The organism is Pseudomonas sp. Con_6 (genome assembly GCF_059379395.1).
In genome coordinates this window covers 6175314-6193933 of the sequence record NZ_CM182011.1, presented here as the reverse complement: position 1 = coordinate 6193933, position 18620 = coordinate 6175314, and the positions used below count along the sequence as shown (strand labels likewise).

At 62.7% G+C, this 18620-nt stretch carries 19 protein-coding genes; 12 read left to right on the top strand and 7 right to left on the bottom strand.

Annotation, left to right across the window (positions count from 1 at the left end):
• The first annotated feature begins 161 nt into the window (after nucleotides 1-161).
• Nucleotides 162-1829: an energy-dependent translational throttle protein EttA gene (gene ettA, locus AC5QPF_RS28055; protein WP_458979168.1), complete on the top strand. Its 1668-nt coding sequence runs from the start codon at nucleotides 162-164 to the stop codon at nucleotides 1827-1829.
• Nucleotides 1830-2143: 314 nt separating this feature from the next.
• Nucleotides 2144-3481 carry an NADP-specific glutamate dehydrogenase gene (gene gdhA, locus AC5QPF_RS28050; protein WP_494960861.1) on the top strand — a complete coding sequence of 446 codons (1338 nt, stop codon included), beginning with the start codon at nucleotides 2144-2146 and terminating at the stop codon, nucleotides 3479-3481.
• Here the strand turns inward: gdhA and AC5QPF_RS28045 are convergent.
• Together AC5QPF_RS28045 and AC5QPF_RS28040 are read right to left on the bottom strand one after the other, a co-directional pair.
• Nucleotides 3478-3975, bottom strand: a complete 498-nt coding sequence (locus tag AC5QPF_RS28045; RefSeq protein WP_494960860.1) for a GreA/GreB family elongation factor — start codon at nucleotides 3973-3975, stop codon at nucleotides 3478-3480. The genes gdhA and AC5QPF_RS28045 overlap by 4 nt on opposite strands.
• Before the next feature lie 71 nt (nucleotides 3976-4046).
• Nucleotides 4047-4394: a hypothetical protein gene (locus AC5QPF_RS28040; RefSeq protein ID WP_494960859.1), complete on the bottom strand. Its 348-nt coding sequence runs from the start codon at nucleotides 4392-4394 to the stop codon at nucleotides 4047-4049.
• Between the two features lie 325 nt (nucleotides 4395-4719).
• On the opposite strand from AC5QPF_RS28040, the gene AC5QPF_RS28035 reads away from it, so the two are divergent.
• Nucleotides 4720-5670, top strand: a complete 951-nt coding sequence (locus tag AC5QPF_RS28035) for an IS110 family transposase (protein ID WP_494960164.1) — start codon at nucleotides 4720-4722, stop codon at nucleotides 5668-5670.
• 173 nt (nucleotides 5671-5843) lie between these two features.
• On the opposite strand, the gene AC5QPF_RS28030 is transcribed toward AC5QPF_RS28035, so the two are convergent.
• Nucleotides 5844-7697: a DUF7840 domain-containing protein gene (locus tag AC5QPF_RS28030; protein WP_494960858.1), complete on the bottom strand. Its 1854-nt coding sequence runs from the start codon at nucleotides 7695-7697 to the stop codon at nucleotides 5844-5846.
• 80 nt (nucleotides 7698-7777) lie between these two features.
• On the bottom strand, nucleotides 7778-8266 hold the full coding sequence (locus tag AC5QPF_RS28025; RefSeq protein WP_458979163.1) for a DUF3015 domain-containing protein: 489 nt from the start codon (nucleotides 8264-8266) through the stop codon (nucleotides 7778-7780).
• Nucleotides 8267-8542: 276 nt separating this feature from the next.
• On the opposite strand from AC5QPF_RS28025, the gene AC5QPF_RS28020 reads away from it, so the two are divergent.
• The 5 genes from AC5QPF_RS28020 to bamJ all read left to right on the top strand — a co-directional run bounded on the left by AC5QPF_RS28020 (nucleotide 8543) and on the right by bamJ (nucleotide 13212).
• The gene (locus AC5QPF_RS28020) at nucleotides 8543-10981 is read left to right on the top strand and encodes an AAA family ATPase (RefSeq protein WP_494960857.1); all 2439 of its coding nucleotides are present in this window, start codon (nucleotides 8543-8545) and stop codon (nucleotides 10979-10981) included.
• Nucleotides 10982-11149: 168 nt separating this feature from the next.
• Nucleotides 11150-11458 carry a PA4575 family protein gene (locus tag AC5QPF_RS28015; RefSeq protein WP_458979161.1) on the top strand — a complete coding sequence of 103 codons (309 nt, stop codon included), beginning with the start codon at nucleotides 11150-11152 and terminating at the stop codon, nucleotides 11456-11458.
• Between the two features lie 117 nt (nucleotides 11459-11575).
• On the top strand, nucleotides 11576-12064 hold the full coding sequence (locus AC5QPF_RS28010) for a TIGR00645 family protein (protein WP_494960856.1): 489 nt from the start codon (nucleotides 11576-11578) through the stop codon (nucleotides 12062-12064).
• A 137-nt stretch (nucleotides 12065-12201) separates the two neighbouring features.
• The gene (locus AC5QPF_RS28005) at nucleotides 12202-12507 is read left to right on the top strand and encodes a DUF6482 family protein (protein WP_494960855.1); all 306 of its coding nucleotides are present in this window, start codon (nucleotides 12202-12204) and stop codon (nucleotides 12505-12507) included.
• An 87-nt stretch (nucleotides 12508-12594) separates the two neighbouring features.
• Nucleotides 12595-13212 (top strand): BamJ family beta-barrel-assembly machinery protein, encoded by a 618-nt coding sequence (gene bamJ, locus AC5QPF_RS28000; RefSeq protein ID WP_494960854.1) that lies wholly within the window; start codon nucleotides 12595-12597, stop codon nucleotides 13210-13212.
• Between the two features lie 95 nt (nucleotides 13213-13307).
• Here the strand turns inward: bamJ and AC5QPF_RS27995 are convergent, their stop codons facing one another.
• The 3 genes from AC5QPF_RS27995 to AC5QPF_RS27985 form a co-directional block, all read right to left on the bottom strand.
• Complete coding sequence (locus tag AC5QPF_RS27995; RefSeq protein ID WP_494960853.1) at nucleotides 13308-13556, bottom strand: PA4570 family protein; 249 nt, start codon at nucleotides 13554-13556, stop codon at nucleotides 13308-13310.
• A 130-nt stretch (nucleotides 13557-13686) separates the two neighbouring features.
• Entirely contained in the window at nucleotides 13687-14028 is a 342-nt protein-coding gene (locus AC5QPF_RS27990) for a zinc ribbon domain-containing protein YjdM (protein WP_316921428.1), read from the bottom strand.
• A 101-nt stretch (nucleotides 14029-14129) separates the two neighbouring features.
• Nucleotides 14130-15098, bottom strand: a complete 969-nt coding sequence (locus tag AC5QPF_RS27985; RefSeq protein WP_494960852.1) for a polyprenyl synthetase family protein — start codon at nucleotides 15096-15098, stop codon at nucleotides 14130-14132.
• A 249-nt stretch (nucleotides 15099-15347) separates the two neighbouring features.
• On the opposite strand from AC5QPF_RS27985, the gene rplU reads away from it, so the two are divergent.
• The 4 genes from rplU (at nucleotide 15348) to proB (ending at nucleotide 18574) form a co-directional block, all read left to right on the top strand.
• Nucleotides 15348-15662: a 50S ribosomal protein L21 gene (gene rplU / locus AC5QPF_RS27980; protein ID WP_009398990.1), complete on the top strand. Its 315-nt coding sequence runs from the start codon at nucleotides 15348-15350 to the stop codon at nucleotides 15660-15662.
• Between the two features lie 35 nt (nucleotides 15663-15697).
• Entirely contained in the window at nucleotides 15698-15955 is a 258-nt protein-coding gene (rpmA, locus tag AC5QPF_RS27975; RefSeq protein WP_009398991.1) for a 50S ribosomal protein L27, read from the top strand.
• Between the two features lie 189 nt (nucleotides 15956-16144).
• Nucleotides 16145-17371 (top strand): Obg family GTPase CgtA, encoded by a 1227-nt coding sequence (gene cgtA / locus AC5QPF_RS27970; protein WP_494960851.1) that lies wholly within the window; start codon nucleotides 16145-16147, stop codon nucleotides 17369-17371.
• Between the two features lie 84 nt (nucleotides 17372-17455).
• Entirely contained in the window at nucleotides 17456-18574 is a 1119-nt protein-coding gene (proB, locus tag AC5QPF_RS27965; protein ID WP_494960850.1) for a glutamate 5-kinase, read from the top strand.
• Nucleotides 18575-18620 lie beyond the last annotated feature (46 nt).

Sequence of the window (18620 nt, the reverse complement as noted above, 5' to 3'; positions counted from 1 at the left end):
AGCGGTTCCGACTATCTGTAGCACAAGGGTGAGGCCACGGCCTGTACCCGCCGCGATCCTGCCCCGGGAAAACCCGCGAGCGCAGTGACGCCGATACCCGGTTTGTTCCAGCCCTGTCCCGCGGACGGGGCTTTTCCAACGATTCGAGCGAGGTCCGCATTTTGGCTCAATACGTTTACACCATGCACCGGCTGAGCAAGGTTGTTCCGCCCAAGCGTGAAATCCTCAAGAACATCTCCCTGTCGTTCTTCCCCGGCGCCAAGATCGGCGTGCTCGGCCTGAACGGCTCGGGTAAATCCACCCTGCTGAAGATCATGGCGGGCGTCGACACCGAATTCGACGGCGAAGCCCGTCCGATGCCGGAACTGAACGTCGGCTACCTGCCGCAGGAGCCGCAACTGGATCCGGCCAAGACCGTGCGTGAAGTGGTCGAGGAAGCCGTCAGCGTGATCAAGGACGCTCAGGCCCGCCTGGACGAGGTCTACGCTGCCTACGCCGAACCGGATGCCGATTTCGACAAGCTGGCCGCCGAGCAGGCCAAGCTGGAAGCCATCCTGCAGGCCAGCGACGGTCACAACCTGGAGCGCCAGCTGGAAGTCGCCGCCGACGCCCTGCGCCTGCCGGCCTGGGACGCCAAGGTCGAGCACCTGTCCGGTGGTGAAAAACGCCGTGTGGCCCTGTGCCGCCTGCTGCTGTCCGCCCCGGACATGCTGCTCCTCGACGAGCCGACCAACCACCTGGACGCCGACTCCGTCGCCTGGCTGGAACACTTCCTCCACGACTTCCCGGGCACTGTGGTAGCGATCACCCACGACCGTTACTTCCTGGACAACGTCGCTGGCTGGATCCTCGAACTCGACCGCGGCGCCGGCATTCCTTACGAGGGCAACTACTCGGGTTGGCTGGAAGCCAAGTCCGACCGTCTGGCCCAGGAGTCCAAGCAGCAGTCGGCCCACGAAAAGGCCATGAAGGAAGAACTGGAGTGGGTGCGCAAAGGCGCCAAGGCCCGCCAGTCCAAGTCCAAGGCCCGTCTGGCGCGCTTCGAGGAAATGCAGTCGCAGGAATTCCAGAAGCGCAGCGAGACCAACGAGATCTACATCCCGGCCGGTCCGCGCCTGGGCGACAAGGTCATCGAGTTCAAGAACGTCACCAAGGGCTATGGCGACCGCGTGTTGATCGACAACCTGTCGTTCACCATGCCCAAAGGCGCGATCGTCGGTGTCATCGGTGGTAACGGCGCGGGTAAATCGACCCTGTTCCGCATGCTGATGGGCAAGGAACAACCGGACTCCGGCAGCATCGAGATCGGCGAAACCGTGCAACTGGCCTGCGTCGACCAGAGCCGCGAGGACCTGGACGGCAGCAAGACCGTGTTCCAACAGATCTCCGACGGTTCCGACCAGATCCGCATCGGCAACTACGAGATCCCGTCGCGTACCTACGTCGGCCGCTTCAACTTCAAGGGCGGCGACCAGCAGAAGTTCGTCAAGGACCTGTCCGGTGGTGAGCGTGGCCGCCTGCACCTGGCCCTGACTCTGAAAGAAGGCGGCAACGTCCTGCTGCTCGACGAACCGTCCAACGACCTGGACGTTGAAACCCTGCGTTCGCTGGAGGAAGCGCTGCTGGACTTCCCGGGCGCCGCCATCGTGATTTCCCACGATCGCTGGTTCCTGGACCGCGTCGCGACCCACATCCTGGCCTATGAGGATGACTCGCAGGCGGTGTTCTTCGAGGGTAACTACACCGAGTACGAAGCGGATCGCAAGAAACGCCTCGGCGATGCTGCTGCCCAGCCGCACCGGGTACGGCACAAGAAGCTGGCCCAGTAAAGCCGGCTGTTTATGCACAAGAATGGGGCCCTTGGCGGCCCCATTTTTGTGCCTGTGATTCGGTCCTGTGTTGATCCAGTCGCTGTCAAGCCAGCTCCCCAAGGATCCGCATCAGGCCAGGATTTTGGGGGTGAAAAAGGTCCTTGTGGGAGCTGGCTTGCCAGCGATGAGGCCCATCACAGCCTGTATACACTTATAGAAATGCACCAAAAAAATTCAGAAAAACGACATTTCGCCCTATTCCAGTGCGATTGCTTCTTGGTAAAGTCCCGAAAAAACCAAAAAGTCCAACTCCCTCGGTGAGATGTCTACTCATGACTGAATCTGTCGATCACTTCCTCGCGCGTCTGAAACAACGCGATCCTGCCCAACCCGAATTCCACCAGGCTGTCGAAGAAGTCCTGCGCAGCCTCTGGCCTTTCCTCGAAGCCAACCCGCATTACCTCGAAGCCGGCATCCTCGAGCGCATGGTCGAGCCTGAGCGTGCGGTGCTGTTCCGTGTGTCCTGGGTCGATGACGCAGGCAAGGTCCAGGTCAACCGTGGCTATCGTATCCAGATGAGCAGCGCCATCGGCCCGTACAAGGGCGGCCTGCGCTTCCATCCGTCGGTGAACATCGGCGTACTGAAGTTCCTGGCCTTCGAGCAGGTATTCAAGAACTCCCTGACTTCCCTGCCCATGGGCGGCGGCAAGGGCGGCTCCGACTTCGATCCGAAGGGCAAGAGCGACGCTGAAGTGATGCGCTTCTGCCAGGCCTTCATGAGCGAACTGTACCGCCACATCGGCGCCGATCTCGACGTGCCGGCCGGCGATATCGGCGTGGGCGCGCGAGAAATCGGCTTCATGTTCGGCCAGTACAAGCGCCTGGCCAACCAGTTCACTTCCGTGCTGACCGGCAAGGGCATGAACTACGGCGGCAGCCTGATCCGTCCGGAAGCCACCGGCTACGGCTGCGTGTACTTCGCCGAGGAAATGCTCAAGCGTGAAGACAAGCGCATCGACGGCCGCCGCGTCGCCATCTCCGGCTCGGGCAACGTCGCCCAGTACGCCGCGCGCAAGGTCATGGACCTGGGCGGCAAGGTCATCTCGCTGTCCGACTCCGAAGGCACCCTGTTCGCCGAAGCCGGCCTGACCGATGCCCAGTGGGACGCGCTGATGGAGCTGAAGAACGTCAAGCGCGGCCGCCTGAGCGAACTGGCGACCCAGTTCGGCCTGGAGTTCCGTGCCGGCCAGCGCCCATGGAGCCTGCCGTGCGACATCGCCCTGCCGTGCGCCACGCAGAACGAACTGGACCTGGACGACGCCCGCGCGCTGCTGGCCAACGGCTGCATCTGCGTAGCGGAAGGCGCCAACATGCCGACCACCCTGGAAGCGGTCGACCTGTTCATCGACGCCGGCATCCTCTTCGCTCCGGGCAAGGCGTCCAACGCTGGTGGCGTTGCGGTCAGCGGCCTGGAAATGTCGCAGAACGCCATGCGCCTGCTGTGGACTGCCGGTGAAGTGGACAGCAAGCTGCACAACATCATGCAGTCGATCCACCATGCCTGCGTGCACTACGGTGAGGAAAACGGCCGTATCAACTACGTGAAAGGCGCCAACATCGCCGGCTTCGTGAAAGTCGCCGACGCCATGCTGGCCCAGGGCGTGGTCTAAGCCTCAGGCTCGATGGTGACGACCTCGATCGCCTGATCGCCCGCCGGTCGTCGCCACACAACCTCGTCACCGGGTGCTGCTCCCAGCAGTGCCCGGCCCAACGGGGAACCCCAGTTGACCAGGCCGGCAGCGATGTCGGCCTGGTCTTCCCCCACCAGTTGCACCACATGCTGCCGGTCCTGCTCATCGACGTAGGTCACCCGGCTGCCGATCTGTACCTTGTCCCGTGATGTCGCCGCCGGTACTACCTGGGCGCTCTGCTGTCGTGCGCTGAAGTAGCGCAGGTCGCGCTCGGTGTCGGCCAAGGTCTGCTTGTCGGCGCGTTCGCCCTGGGCGAGCAGGTCGCTGCGCAGGCGATTGAGTTCGGCCACGCGCTGCTGCAAGGCGGCCAGGCCCTGGGCGGTGACGTAGTTGGGCTGGTCGCTGACCTTGCGTTCCACCGGCTGGCTGGCCTGGGCCGCGGCCTGGTCCTCGTTGACGAATGCTCGGCTCATTGCTGGTCTCCTTTGCCAGAAGACCATGCTGGCAGGTGCGCGGTTTCAGTGGATGCCCGATTGCGACCCTTTCAACGCCGATAGGCCCGGGCCGCGCCCTGGTCCTTTTCCTGTTGCCAGCGTTCCTCGCGTTCGTCCCAGTGGCGGTTGTAGTAGTTCTGCTGGTCCTGGTTCTCGCGCATGGCCTGGCACTGGCGGAAGCCATCGTCCCAGCCGGTTTCGTACTGGCGGTTGTGCAGGTAGCGCGGGACGTCCTTGCGGAACTCCCCGGCCATCACCCCGGCGGCCTGGCGGCCACTGCCGCAGCCGTCCTGGAAGCCATCGGCATAGGCCGGTGGATACCCCTTCTCGATCAATTGCTGGTGGGTCGATTGGCAACCCGCCAGGAACAGCACAGCTACAACCCAGTACCAGCGCATCGCAAGACTCTCCACAAGATGGGGAAAGTCTAGGAGGGGGATTGTCAGCGTGCCGTCAAAAGGCCGTGAAACTCTCGCTGACCGGAAGGGCCTCATCGCTGGCAAGCCAGCTTGTGTCTTCAAGTCCTCTTAAACTCAAAGGGGTGAGAGCAGTGGATGGCAGACTGAATGCCAGCGGTGCCTAAAGCACGAGTGGGAGCCAAGTCGCCATCCACCTCTCACTCTGACCAGAAGCCCGAACAGTTGGATGAGCCACGAAACTCGAAATCACAAGCTAGGGATAGGTCAGAGTGCTCTCACTTCTTGAGTGTAAGAGGGCTTGGCAATGATTTCCTACTGTGTTGGTCTCGATGTTTCGAAAGCGACTGTAGACGTGGGCTTCTTTCCCGCGAATATCTCACAGTTTCGAGTCAGCAATGACCCTGCAGGCTTCGCTCAGTTGATCGCTTGTTTGAATGAGCTTGAGGTCGAGCGGGTATTGCTTGAGGCCACCGGCGGTTATGAAAGGGCTCTATTCAGGGCCTTGCGGCTGGGCGGGCTGAACGCAGTCCGCGTCAATCCCAAACGCGCTCGTGACTTTGCGAAATCCATGGGCAGGATTGCCAAGACCGACAAGATCGACGCTCAAATGCTGGCGAAGTTTGCCAGAGATTTCGAGGACGTGCCCCAGGTTGAGCCCAACAAGGACCGAGATGAGTTGGGGGAACTGATCAAGCTGCGAGGCAGCCTGGTCAAGAGTCGGGACAGCGACAAACGCCGGATCAAACAGACCACTTGCGCTACAGCCGTATCCACTTACACCGATCACATCGCTTACCTTAACGGCCAGATCAAGGCCTTGGACAAGGCGATTGAAAATGCCTCGAACGTGCTGGACAAGGAAAAAGCCAGGCGCTTGAGATCGGTTAAAGGGATCGGGGTCATCATGTGCGGCACGCTCATGGCGCTTCTGCCAGAACTCGGAACCGTGACGGGGCGCAAGATCGCGGCCTTGGCTGGATTGGCGCCCTACAACAACGACAGCGGCAAGAAGAACGGCCCCAGATCGATCGAGGGTGGGCGCTATGCAGTCCGCGGCGCGACCTATATGTCGACCTGGTCGATGGTCCGGCATGATCCGGAAGTCAAAGCTGAGTATCAGGCTTTGAGAGCGCGAGGAAAGCTTCCCAAGGTCGCTGTTGTGGCATGTATGCGCAAGCTCCTGGTGCGTCTCAATGCGATGTTGAGAGACGGTAAGGAGTGGAGAGAACAGGAAGCTCAGGCATCCGCGGCCTGATAAAAACCGAGGACCATTTTTTAAAGCGGGCTTCGCCAGCGACACCGCTACGCGGTATCGCTGGCGAAGCCGTGTCTGAAGGGATCATTTGAAAATAAATCCTCAAAGACAGTTGCTCCCACAATGTGGGAGCTGGCTTGCCAGCGATGAGGCCCTGAAGAGCGACATCAAACTCAATAGTTGTACCACTTCAATTCCAGCATCACCTCGTTCTGCGCCGTCGCCAGCTGGCTGAACTCGCGCCTGGCGCTCAGGCGCAGGCCAAGGCTGTCACTCAGCTCCCACTGCTGGTTCAGGCTGAGACTGCGCCGCACTTCGCCGTTGATGAAGTAATCCCCCTTGGCCTCGACCGTCAGGTTGCCCAGCCCGTTGCGCCACAGCAATCCGGTGTTGAACCCCGCCGCCGGTGCGATGAACTGGGCGAAATCGTTGTGATGCTCGACCCGCACCGTCCCCAAGGCAAAACCGAGCATGTCGTCGCCCAGTGCCCAGGTACCGCCGGCACCCCCATTGACATGGCTGACCAGCACCTCGTCGTCATGCTTGCCCGGCACACGCTCCAGGCCGCCGGCCACCTGCCAGGACCACGGTTTGAGCAGGTCGTTGCGCGGGGTCAGGGAGCGGATGGTCGCCAGGTCCAGGCGCTGCACCTGCCAGTCATTGCCCTCGTACTGGCGCAGCTTGAGCTGGAGGATCTCGATCTGCGCCCCCAGCGGGAAACCGTAGGCGTTGTCGTTGAGGTCGTGATAGGCCATGCGCAGGCCATATTCGGCAAAGGCGCGGTCCTCGCGGGTACCGACGCCGAGCTGCCAGGTGCGCGACTCGTGACCGTCCTCGGGCAAGCCCGGACGTTCGATATCCAGCGGCGGCGGCGGGTTGCGGTTGATCGCCCGCAGCAGCTCGAAGCTGCGCCTGGCTTGTGCCGGATCCCGTTCTTGACCGGTAGCGCGGTAACGCTCGAGGCGATAGGCGGCGTCTTGCACCAGGGCCTGGCGCTCTTGGGGTAGGGCGGTAAACTCGGGGCTTTGCAGCCGGGCGGTATCAGCAGCCAGGGCGAGCACCTGGTGCTGCTCGCCCTTGTCCAGCGGCTCGGCGCGGGCCAGCAGTTCGCGCTCACGCGACGGACGGTAGTCCACGCGCTCGACCAGCCCAGCGTGCTTGACCGCCTTGACCGTGTCGGTGGGGATGGCGGTGAGCGGGAAGTGCGAGGTCAGGTCCAGGCTCGGACGCGCCACCTGGAGCAGTTCCAGCAGGCGGTAGGAGCAGTTCTCGTCGAAGAAGAAGTAGTCGAAGCGGATCTGCTTGAGCTCCCAGATATGCTCGACCATGCGCCCGGTTTCCTCGGGCGAAAGGTTCAGCCGGTATTCCCACAGGTCGCGGTTTTCCAGGCTGCGGTATTCGGAAAGTTTCTCCTGGTAGGGGACGAAGGCGAACAGGCCGGGATAACCGCCCATCAGGCCCTTCCAGGCGTAGAGGATGCTGTTGTCGTTGCCTTCGATATAGGCACCGAAGTTGACCGCGTAGCTGAGCAGGGCGGTCTCGTTGCTCTGCACGTCGGCCTGGTCGATGCGTAGCAGGGTGTGGCCGAACATCGACGACGGGCTGTTCAGGTAGGCGGCGGGGAAGATCAGCACCGCGCTGTGTGGCGATACGTCCTTGAACCACGCGGTGTATTCGGCGCAGTCGGGGGCGGGCAGGTCGGTGAGTTGCAGTTGCTCGCGCAGCCAGCGGGTTCGTGCCGGATAGACGCACTGGGCATGCTTGTCGCCTTTGCTGGCCGGTTCGTACAGGGCCTTTACGGTGGCCGCCAGTTCGCGGTCGGGGTGGTGCGCGCCGTCTTTGGCGAGGAAGAACCGGTCGTCGTCGACATAGCTGCGCCAACCGCCCAGCTTGCCCGTCTCGTAATGACCGAGGGCGATCCAGTAGGGATCGGCGGCCAGCCGTTGCAGACGCGATTCGTCCATGAAAGGTGCCGCGTGCAGCGGGGCACAGGCACAGAGCGCCAGGTAGGCGAGGCGTTTGAGCATGTCGGGCAACTACTTCTCGATGAAGCCGATAGGGATCAACAGCCCGCCCCTGAGCGGGGCGGGGTGACGCGACGTCAGCCTCAGGCCGGAGTGGCGTACTTGGCAAGGCGTGCGTCGGACTTGAGCACGGCGAGGGTGTTGGTGTGGACGTCTTCGGCGGTGGTGTCCGCGGTCTTGAAGATGTCCTGGAAGTGCTGGTGGGTGACGGCGGCGAAGTGCGCGCGGTCTTCAGGTGCCACGCCGAGAACCACGGCGTAGGTGGTCAGGGCTTCGCCCTGGCCCTTGGCCATGTCTTCGGATAGCTCGTTCATCATGCCGTTCATGGCGATCCACGACTTGCCGCCGTAGGTCAGTGCCGCATTGGTGGAGCAGCCGTTGGTGCCCGAGGTCATGCCGAAGGTGGCGTTGCCCGAGGTACCGTTGGTGGTGGACGCGAGGAAGTGAGCGGGGGTGCCGCGTTGGCCTTCGAACAGCATGTTGCCCCAACCGCAGTCCGGACCGCCTGGCGCCTGGGCCATGGCGTTGATCGAAACCGCGGTGAACAGAGTACCCAGAAGAATCCGTTTCATAGCTTTGTTCTCTTTTTGATTTGCAAACCAAAGGTCAGGGTTGTCCGGCGTGCCTGGAGGGGGACTGCCGGATCGGGTCCGGTTATCTACCCGGCCGCGCAGTGTTTGAGTTTAGGCACGATCTGACGGTTCCGTTGTTAATTGCGAAATATTGCTTTGACACGCGTGTCTCATCACGTTTTGGACGCTTGCAGGCAAATGCACCAAGAGCCTTGCAACGCGGCTGTAGGCGGCGCCAGAATGCCCGCATCTGCCCCGCCGAAGTAAGGAAACCCGATGCCCGATCCTGTCGCTGCGAGCCTGCGTCTTGCGCCAGAAGCCCTGACCCGGCCGTTTTCCGCTGAACAGTTCGCCTTTTCCACAACCAATGATCTGGAGCCATTTCGCGGTGTGCTGGGCCAGGAACGTGCGGTAGAGGCCCTGCAGTTCGGTGTTGCCATGCCCCGTCCGGGCTACAACGTGTTCGTCATGGGCGAGCCGGGCACCGGCCGCTTTTCCTTCGTCAAGCGCTACCTCAAGACCGAGGGCAAGCGCCTGCAGACCCCATCCGACTGGGTCTACGTCAACAATTTCGACGAGCCGCGCGAACCCCGTGCGGTAGAGCTGGCGCCGGGTAGCGCGAGCACTTTCATCGCCGATATCGGCAGCCTGATCGACAACCTGGTGGTCACCTTCCCGGCGGTCTTCGAACACCCCTCCTACCAGCAGAAGAAGAGCGCCATCGACCGCGCCTTCAACCAGCGTTACGACCGCGCCCTGGACGTGATCGAGCGTGCTTCGCTGGAGAAGGACGTGGCGCTGTACCGCGACAGCAGCAACGTCGCCTTCACCCCGATGAGCGATGGCAAGGCTCTCGACGAAGCCGAGTTCGCCCAGTTGCCGGAAGCCGAGCGCGAGCGTTTCCACGAAGACATCGCCCTGCTGGAGGAGCGCCTCAACGAGGAACTGGCCAGCCTGCCGCAGTGGAAGCGCGAGTCGAACAACCAGCTGCGCCAGCTCAACGAGGAAACCATCACCCTGGCCCTGCAGCCGCTGCTGGGCCCGCTGTCGGAAAAATACTCGGAGAACGCCGCGGTCTGCGCCTACCTGCAGGCCATGCAGGTGCACCTGCTGCGTACCGTCGTCGAGCAACTGGTGGACGACAGCAAGGTCGACGCCGTGGCCCGCAAGATGCTCGAAGAGCAGCTCTCGCCGAGCCTGGTGGTCGGTCACTCCGCCAGTGGCGGTGCGCCGGTGGTGTTCGAGCCGCACCCGACCTACGACAACCTGTTCGGCCGTATCGAATACAGCACCGACCAGGGCGCCCTGTACACCAACTACCGGCAGTTGCGCCCGGGTGCGCTGCACCGTGCCAATGGCGGTTTCCTGATCCTCGAAGCGGAGAAGATGCTCGGCGAGCCGTTCGTCTGGGATGCCCTCAAGCGCGCCCTGCAGTCGCGCAAGCTGAAGATGGAATCGCCGCTGGGCGAACTGGGCCGCATCGCCACCGTGACCCTCACCCCGCAGATGATCCCGCTGCAGGTGAAGGTGGTGATCATCGGTGCGCGCCAGCTCTATTACGCACTTCAGGACCATGATCCGGACTTCCAGGAGATGTTCCGCGTGCTGGTGGACTTCGACGAAGAGATCCCGATGCACGACGAGAGCCTGGAGCAGTTCGCCCAGCTCCTGAAGACCCGCACCAGCGAGGAAGGCATGGCGCCGCTGACCGCCGACGCGGTGGCACGCCTGGCGACCTACAGTGCGCGCCTGGCGGAAAACCAGAAGCGTCTGTCAGCGCGGATCGGCGACCTGTTCCAGCTGGTCAGCGAGGCCGACTTCATTCGCCACCTGGCCAACGACGAGATGACCGACGTCGGCCACATCGAGCGTGCGCTGAAGGCCAAGGCCACCCGTACCGGGCGGGTCTCGGCGCGGATCCTCGACGACATGCTCGCCGGCATCATCCTGATCGACACCGAAGGCGCGGCGGTGGGCAAGTGCAACGGCCTGACCGTACTGGAAGTGGGCGACTCGGCCTTCGGCGTGCCGGCGCGGATCTCCGCCACGGTGTACCCGGGCGGCAGCGGCATCGTCGACATCGAGCGCGAGGTCAACCTCGGCCAGCCGATTCACTCCAAAGGCGTGATGATCCTCACCGGCTACCTCGGCAGCCGCTACGCCCAGGAATTCCCCCTGGCGATTTCCGCGAGCATCGCCCTGGAGCAGTCCTACGGCTATGTCGACGGCGACAGCGCTTCGCTGGGCGAGGCCTGCACGCTGATCTCGGCATTGTCGAAGACGCCGCTCAAGCAGTGCTTCGCCATTACCGGCTCGATCAACCAGTTCGGTGAGGTGCAGGCGGTCGGCGGGGTCAACGAGAAAATCGAGGGCTTCTTCCGCCTCTGCGAGGCCCGCGGTCTGACCGGCGAGCAGGGCGCGATCATTCCGAAGGCCAACGTCTCCACCCTGATGCTCGACGAACGGGTGTTGCAAGCCGTGCGCGCGGGGCAGTTCCATGTCTATGCCGTGAGCCAGGCCGACGAGGCATTGAGCCTGCTGGTGGGCGAACCCGCCGGTGCGCCGGACGCCGATGGACAGTTCCCCGAGGGTAGCGTCAATGCCCGGGTGGTGGAGCGGCTGCGGGTAATCGCCGAGATGATCAGCGAAGAGGACCTCAAGGAAGCCGAGAAAGATCAGGCAGAACAGGCACTTGTCGAGGTAAAACCGGCCTGACGGGATACTGGCGGGCGTCGTGATGGCACTACCATTCGGCGCCCGTTTGCCGCCGGTCGCTTGTGCCGGCCGGTTTTCTTCTATTCTTCAAAGCATGGATAGTCGTCGGTACAGGATGGAAACAGCCTTGTTCGAAGGCTGAACGAGATTCTTCCGAGGGTCGTCGCCATGCCGCGCAGCCTCAGCCTCACCCGCCAATGTCTGGGTCTGGTCACCCGCATTGAGTGCAGCATACGTCCGCTGGCCGGCGATACCGGCATGTGGACCCTTCTCTTCGCCGCCGGCATGGCTGGCGAGCAACCTTCCGCAATCAAGGCCCAGGGCCCGTTCCACGGTCCCTCCGTCGCTGAATCGGTACTCGATGCCATCGTCGACAGCCTGACCCTGCATGGCTACCAGTTGGCCGATGATCCGCAGATCTGGAGCGTGCACCTGCAGGCACAACTACGGCGGGTCAACGGTCACGTTCATCACTGAAACCAGTAGTCATACCTTTGATTCATTGGCCTGCGACCGCGTATCGCAGGCTTTTTCCTACACGTTCGGCTGATATACTCCCGCCCGATTTTCCCCCGCCTTCAGGTGACTCGCTCAATGGAACGCTTTATCGAAAATGCGATGTACGCCTCGCGCTGGCTGCTCGCACCGATCTACTTTGGATTGTCGCTGGGCTTGCTGGCGCTGGCGCTGAAGTTCTTTCAGGAGATCTTCCACGTCTTGCCGAACATCTTCAGCCTGGCCGAAGCCGACCTGATCCTGGTGATCCTGTCGCTGATCGACATGGCCCTGGTGGGTGGCCTGCTGGTGATGGTGATGATTTCCGGCTATGAGAACTTCGTTTCGCAACTGGACATCGACGAAGACAAGGAAAAGCTCAGTTGGCTGGGCAAGATGGACTCTTCGTCGCTGAAGATGAAGGTCGCGGCGTCGATCGTGGCGATTTCCTCGATCCACCTGCTGCGGGTGTTCATGGACGCGCAGAACATCTCGCCGAACTACCTGATGTGGTACGTGATCATCCACATGACCTTCGTGGTTTCGGCCTTTGCCATGGGTTACCTGGACAAGGTCACCAAGCACTGACTGGCCTTCCGGCCCGCATCATCGAGCCGCCCGTCCGTTGCCAAACGGACGGGCGGTTGCGTTTCTGCCTTGTGCTTTGGGCGTGGCTGTACAAAAAATGAACGGACGCTCGATTGTTCCCGCTGCGAGGTACTGCCATGAACCTGCACGAACTGAATGCCCAGGCCCGCACGGGCCATATCCAGGAGATCAACCTGATCGCCATCGAGGGCGGCGACTTCCTGCTGGAAGCCCGCGCCCACGGGCACGCCCACGCCCTGACCGACACCCGTGGCGGACGTCTGAAAGTGCATTCAGTGGAGGAGGCGCACCATCTGCTCGATGGCCTGCCGAAGCTGCCGCTGCACCTGGTGCACTGGTCGGTGCAGGACGAAATGTGCGGCATGCCCGACGTTCCCGAGGAGGACCTCAAGCTGCCGGTGTCCAGCCGTTCTGCCAGGTAGCTGATACGCTTTGCCGCAGTGTGCTAGGCTGCTCGCCCTTTTCATGAAGGGCGCGGTTGTCAGTGCGCCCTGCTGCGGAGTAGATCAATGTCCGAACTCAACCTGTCCACCGACGAATCCCGCGTCAGCTACGGCATCGGCCGCCAACTGGGCGGCCAACTGCGTGACAACCCGCCACCGGGCGTCAGCCTGGAAGCCATCCTGGCTGGCCTGACCGACGCCTTCAACGGCGCCGACAGCCGCGTCAGCGAAGCCGACCTGTCGGCCAGCTTCAAGGTCATCCGTGAAGTCATGCAGGCCGAGCAGGCTGCCAAGGCTGAAGCCGCTGCTGCTGCCGGCAAGGAATTCCTGGTCGAGAACGCCAAGCGCGAAGGCATCACCACCCTGGCTTCCGGCCTGCAGTTCGAAGTGCTGACCGCTGGCGAAGGCGCCAAGCCTACCCGTGAAGACAGCGTGCGTACCCACTACCACGGCACTCTGATTGATGGCACTGTCTTCGACAGCTCCTATGATCGTGGCCAGCCTGCCGAATTCCCGGTTGGCGGCGTGATCGCCGGCTGGACCGAGGCCCTGCAACTGATGAACGCCGGCAGCAAATGGCGCCTGTACGTGCCGAGCGAGCTGGCCTATGGCGCGCAAGGCGTCGGCAGCATTCCGCCGCACAGCGTGCTGGTGTTCGACGTCGAGCTGCTGGACGTTCTGTAAGGCTTCTGGCCAGAGGGCAAGGATCTTCTTTGCTCTCCCGGGTCTCATCGCTGGCTTGCCAGCGATGGGGTCCTGAAGAACAACACAGGAATCAGCTAGAACCCCGCATGCGGCGTGTTCGGGCGCAACGCCCGGGCGTAACAGAACAGGAACAGGTTCCTCACCAGTTCCTTGAGCACGATCGGCTCACTCGAATTCAATCCGTTCAGGTCCAGGTCTCCCTGGTCGCGCAGTTCGTCCAGTGCCGCTTGTTCGAGTACGGCACAGACTTCGCCGGTCTCGCGGTGGAGGATGCGCAGGTAAGGTTGCGGGCGGTCAAGCCAGGCGTCGATCAGATAAGTCATGGCTATTCTCCTTGAAAGCTTTCAGTGAGAATAATTCTTATTATCAGAATAGCAAGTGACAATTGGGAATAATTTGCATTTTCTGCCGAGGTGCGCGCCCGTGTCGCAGGGCGCACCTGGAAAAGGCGGGTCAGACCTTGCGGACGAACTCCGATTTCAGCTTCATCGGGCCGATGCCGTCGATCTTGCAGTCGATGTCGTGGTCGCCATCGCACAGACGGATGTTCTTGACCTTGGTGCCGACCTTGACCACCAGCGAGGTGCCCTTGACCTTCAGGTCCTTGATCACGGTGATGGTGTCGCCGTCCTGCAGGACGTTGCCCACTGCGTCCTTCTTCACCACGTCGTCATTGGCCGCCTCGGCTTCGCCGTTGGCCGACCACTCGTGGGCGCACTCGGGGCAGATCAGTTGAGCGCCGTCTTCATAGGTGTATTCGGAGTTGCATTTGGGGCAGGGTGGCAAGGTGCTCACTACGTTTCCTCGGGGCATGCGTACAGAAAACCCACATTGTATAGGGTTTTGCCTGACAGAGGAAAAGCAGGCCCGCAGAGCAGCGGGCCGGGGAGGGGGTATCAGTGGGTACGGGCGACGGCGAATTCGCTGAGTTCCACCAGCGCATCGCGGTATTCGCTGGCCGGCAGCACTTCCAGGCAGGCGATGGCGCGGGCCACGTAGTCGCGGGCCATTTTCGCGGTGTAGTCCAGCGAACCGGAGGCTTCCACGGCTTCGCGGATGCGTTCCAGGTCCTCGATCCCGCCTTTCTGGATGGCCTGGCGCACCAGGGCAGCCTGTTCCGGGGTGCCTTCGCGCATGGTGTAGATCAACGGCAGGGTCGGCTTGCCTTCGGCGAGGTCGTCGCCGACGTTCTTGCCCAGGGTCTGCGCGTCGCCCTTGTAGTCCAGCAGGTCGTCGACCAGTTGGAAGGCCACGCCCAGGTGGTCGCCGAAGGTGCGCAGGGCCTCGCGCTGCTCGTCGCTGGCGTTGGCCAGGGCGGCGGCGCTGTGGGTAGAGGCTTCGAACAGCATCGCGGTCTTGCCGCGGATGACGTCCATGTAGATCTCTTCGGTGGTGCTGGCATCGCGGATTCGCGACAGCTGCAGTACTTCGCCCTCGGCGATGACCCGGGTGGCCTTGGAGAGAATCTGCATGACCGGCATCGAACCCAGCTCGACCATCATTTCGAACGAGCGGGAATAAAGGAAGTCGCCCACCAGCACGCTCGGCGCGTTGCCCCACAGGGCGTTGGCGGTGGAGCGGCCACGGCGCATGCCGGACATGTCGACCACGTCGTCGTGCAGCAGGGTGGCGGTGTGGAGGAATTCGATGGTGGCGGCGAGCAGGCGCAGGTCATCGCCTTCACGGCCCAGGGCCTTGCCGCAGAGCAACACCAGCAGCGGACGCAGACGCTTGCCGCCGGCCGAGGTAATGTAGTCGCCGATTTTCGATACCAGCGGAACGCGGGAAGTCAGCTGTTTCTTGATGATCTCGTCAACGGCGCTGAAATCGTCCGCTACTGCGCGGTAGAAAGCTTGGGGTTGCATCGGCCACAGGTGCTCCATAGAGGTTGCGCGGCATGCTAGGTCGCGGGTCCCGGCGTGTCAAGGCGCCCGGCCCGGCGGGCCGGGGCGCCACTTGCAAGGGCCGGATGGCTTGCGTACAATCGCGCACCCTACTTCCTGGGCAGCACCTGCCTTACGCAATTGCACCGGGCCGTTCCAGCCCTATGCAGCCATGCCAGCCAATACTCTTCCTATAAAGCGCTGGGTGAGCAGGATTATCGGAGAAATACCATGTCTTACGCAGTAATTGTTACCGGTGGCAAGCAGTACAAAGTCGCCGAAGGTGAATACCTGAAGATCGAAAAACTGGAAGTCGCCACTGGCGAATCCGTTACTTTCGACCGCGTTCTGCTGGTTGCCAATGGCGACGACGTGAACATCGGCGCTCCAGTCGTTGCTGGTGCAAAAGTTGTTGCTGAAGTGATCTCCCAAGGTCGTCACGACAAAGTGCGCATCATCAAGTTCCGCCGCCGTAAGCACCACATGAAGCGCATGGGCCACCGCCAGTGGTTCACCGAGATCAAAATCACCGGTATTCAGGCTTAATTCCAGCCTAATCCCCCTTCAGGAGAATTGAACTCATGGCACACAAAAAAGCTGGTGGTAGTACCCGTAACGGTCGCGACTCAGAAGCCAAACGCCTTGGCGTGAAGATGTATGGCGGCCAGGCTATCGTTCCAGGCAACATCATCGTCCGCCAACGCGGCACCCAATTCCACGCTGGCTACGGCGTTGGCATGGGCAAGGATCACACCCTGTTCGCCAAGATCGCGGGTAAGATCAAGTTCGAAGTAAAAGGCGCCTTCGGTCGTCGTTACGTGAGCGTTGTCGCCGAGTAATCGCGCGCACGCTGGAAGAGCCCTGTCTTGCGACGGGGCTTTTTCGTTTTTGGAGTGAGTCTCTTGCAAAGCTGTCCGCTTGGGCTGCCGGCGCTGTATTCGCAGGACGGGAGTCGCCGCGCTCATTTTTGCAAGAGCCTTACGTTATCTGGTCACTCAGCTCGTCCATCCGACGAGAGGCGGTTTTGAATGAAGTTTGTTGACGAAGTATCGATCCGGGTCAAGGCCGGTGATGGCGGTAACGGTTGCATGGCCTTCCGCCGCGAAAAGTTCATCGAGAACGGCGGTCCCAACGGCGGTGACGGTGGCGACGGCGGCTCGGTGTACATGGTTGCCGACGAAAACCTCAACACCCTGGTCGACTACCGCTATACCCGCCATTTCGAGGCCGAGCGTGGCGCCAACGGCGGCAGCACCGACTGCACCGGCAAGAAGGGTGAAGACCTGGTCCTGCGCGTCCCGGTGGGCACCACCGTGATCGACGCCAGCACCCAGGAAATCATCGGCGACCTGGTCAAGGCCGGGCAGAAACTGATGGTCGCCCAAGGCGGCTGGCACGGCCTGGGCAACACCCGGTTCAAGTCCAGTACCAACCGTGCGCCACGCCAGACCACCCCGGGCAAGCCGGGCGACCAGCGTGACCTCAAGCTGGAAATGAAGGTCCTGGCCGACGTCGGCCTGCTGGGCCTGCCGAACGCCGGCAAGAGCACCTTCATCCGCGCCGTCTCGGCCGCCAAGCCGAAGGTTGCCGACTACCCGTTCACCACCCTGGTGCCGAACCTGGGCGTGGTCAGCGTCGACCGCTGGAAGAGCTTCGTCATCGCCGACATTCCCGGCCTGATCGAAGGCGCATCCGACGGTGCCGGCCTGGGCATCCGCTTCCTCAAGCACCTGGCGCGTACCCGCGTGCTGCTGCACCTGGTCGATCTGGCGCCGCTGGACGAAAGCAGCCCGGCCGATGCCGCCGAAGTCATCGTCAACGAGCTGGAGCGCTTCAGCCCGTCGCTGTGCGAGCGCGAGCGCTGGCTGGTGCTGAACAAGTCGGACATGATCCCGGAAGACGAGCGCGAAGCGCGGGTCAAGGAAGTGGTCGATCGCCTGCAGTGGGAAGGCCCGGTCTACCTGATCTCGGCCATCTCCCGCCAGGGCACCGAGCAGATCAGCCACGACCTGATGCGTTACCTCGAAGATCGCGCCGACCGCCTGGCGGCCGACCCGGCCTACGCCGAAGAGCTGCGTGACCTCGACCAGCGCATCGAAGACGAGGCCCGCGCCCAGTTGCAGGCCCTGGACGACGCTCGCACCCTGCGCCGCACTGGCGTCAAGAGCGTGGCCGATGCCAGCGATGACGACGATGACTTCTGGGGCGATGAGGACGACGAAGACGGTCCGGAAATCATTTACGTGCGCGACTGATCCGTTGCAGTACACTGAACGCCGCTTTTTCAAGCGGCGTTTTGTTATCTATAGAATCCACACAGATCGATAGGTTGGAAGAAGATGCGGAGCAAGGTGACAGGTGCCCAGCGCTGGGTCGTGAAGATTGGCAGTGCCCTGCTGACGGCAGATGGCAAGGGCCTGGATCGCGCGGCCATGGGTGTCTGGGTCGAGCAGATGGTGGCCCTGCGTGAAGCGGGCGTCGAGTTGGTGCTGGTCTCTTCGGGGGCCGTGGCTGCCGGCATGAGCCGTCTGGGCTGGACCAAGCGACCGAGTGCGATGAACGAGCTGCAGGCCGCTGCGTCCATCGGCCAGATGGGCCTGGTGCAAGCCTGGGAATCGAGCTTCGCCGAGCACGGCAAGCACACCGCGCAGATCCTCCTGACCCACGACGACCTCTCCGACCGCAAGCGTTACCTCAACGCCCGCAGCACCCTGCGCACCCTGGTGGAGCTGGGCGTGGTGCCGGTGATCAACGAGAACGACACCGTGGTTACCGACGAGATTCGCTTCGGCGACAACGACACCCTGGCCGCCCTGGTGGCCAACCTGGTGGAAGCCGACCTGCTGGTGATCCTCACCGACCGTGACGGTATGTTCGACGCCGACCCGCGCAACAACCCCGAAGCCCAGCTGATCTACGAAGCCCGCGCCGACGATCCGGCCCTGGACGCCGTGGCCGGCGGTACCGGCGGCGCCCTGGGTCGTGGCGGCATGCAGACCAAGCTGCGTGCGGCGCGCCTGGCGGCCCGTTCCGGTGCCCATACCATCATCATCGGTGGGCGCATCGAGCGCGTGCTGGATCGCCTCAAGGCCGGCGAGCGCATCGGCACCCTGCTGTCGCCCGAGCGCGGCATGCTGGCCGCGCGCAAGCAGTGGCTGGCGGGCCACCTGCAGACCCGCGGCACCCTGGTGCTGGACGCTGGCGCCGTGCAGGCGCTGCGCCAGGCCAACAAGAGCCTGCTGCCGGTCGGCGTGAAGACCGTTCAAGGCAGCTTCCGCCGTGGCGAGATGGTGATCTGCGTCGGTCCGGACGGCGTCGAAGTCGCCCGCGGCCTGGCCAACTACAGCGCGCTGGAAGCGCAGAAGATCATCGGCCAGCCATCGGACGCCATCGAGGGCCTGCTGGGCTACAGCGCCGAGCCTGAGCTTGTGCACCGCGACAACCTGATTCTGGTGTGAGGAGAGTGACCGTGTTCAAGGGACTGTTTGCCGCTGCCCTGCTGGC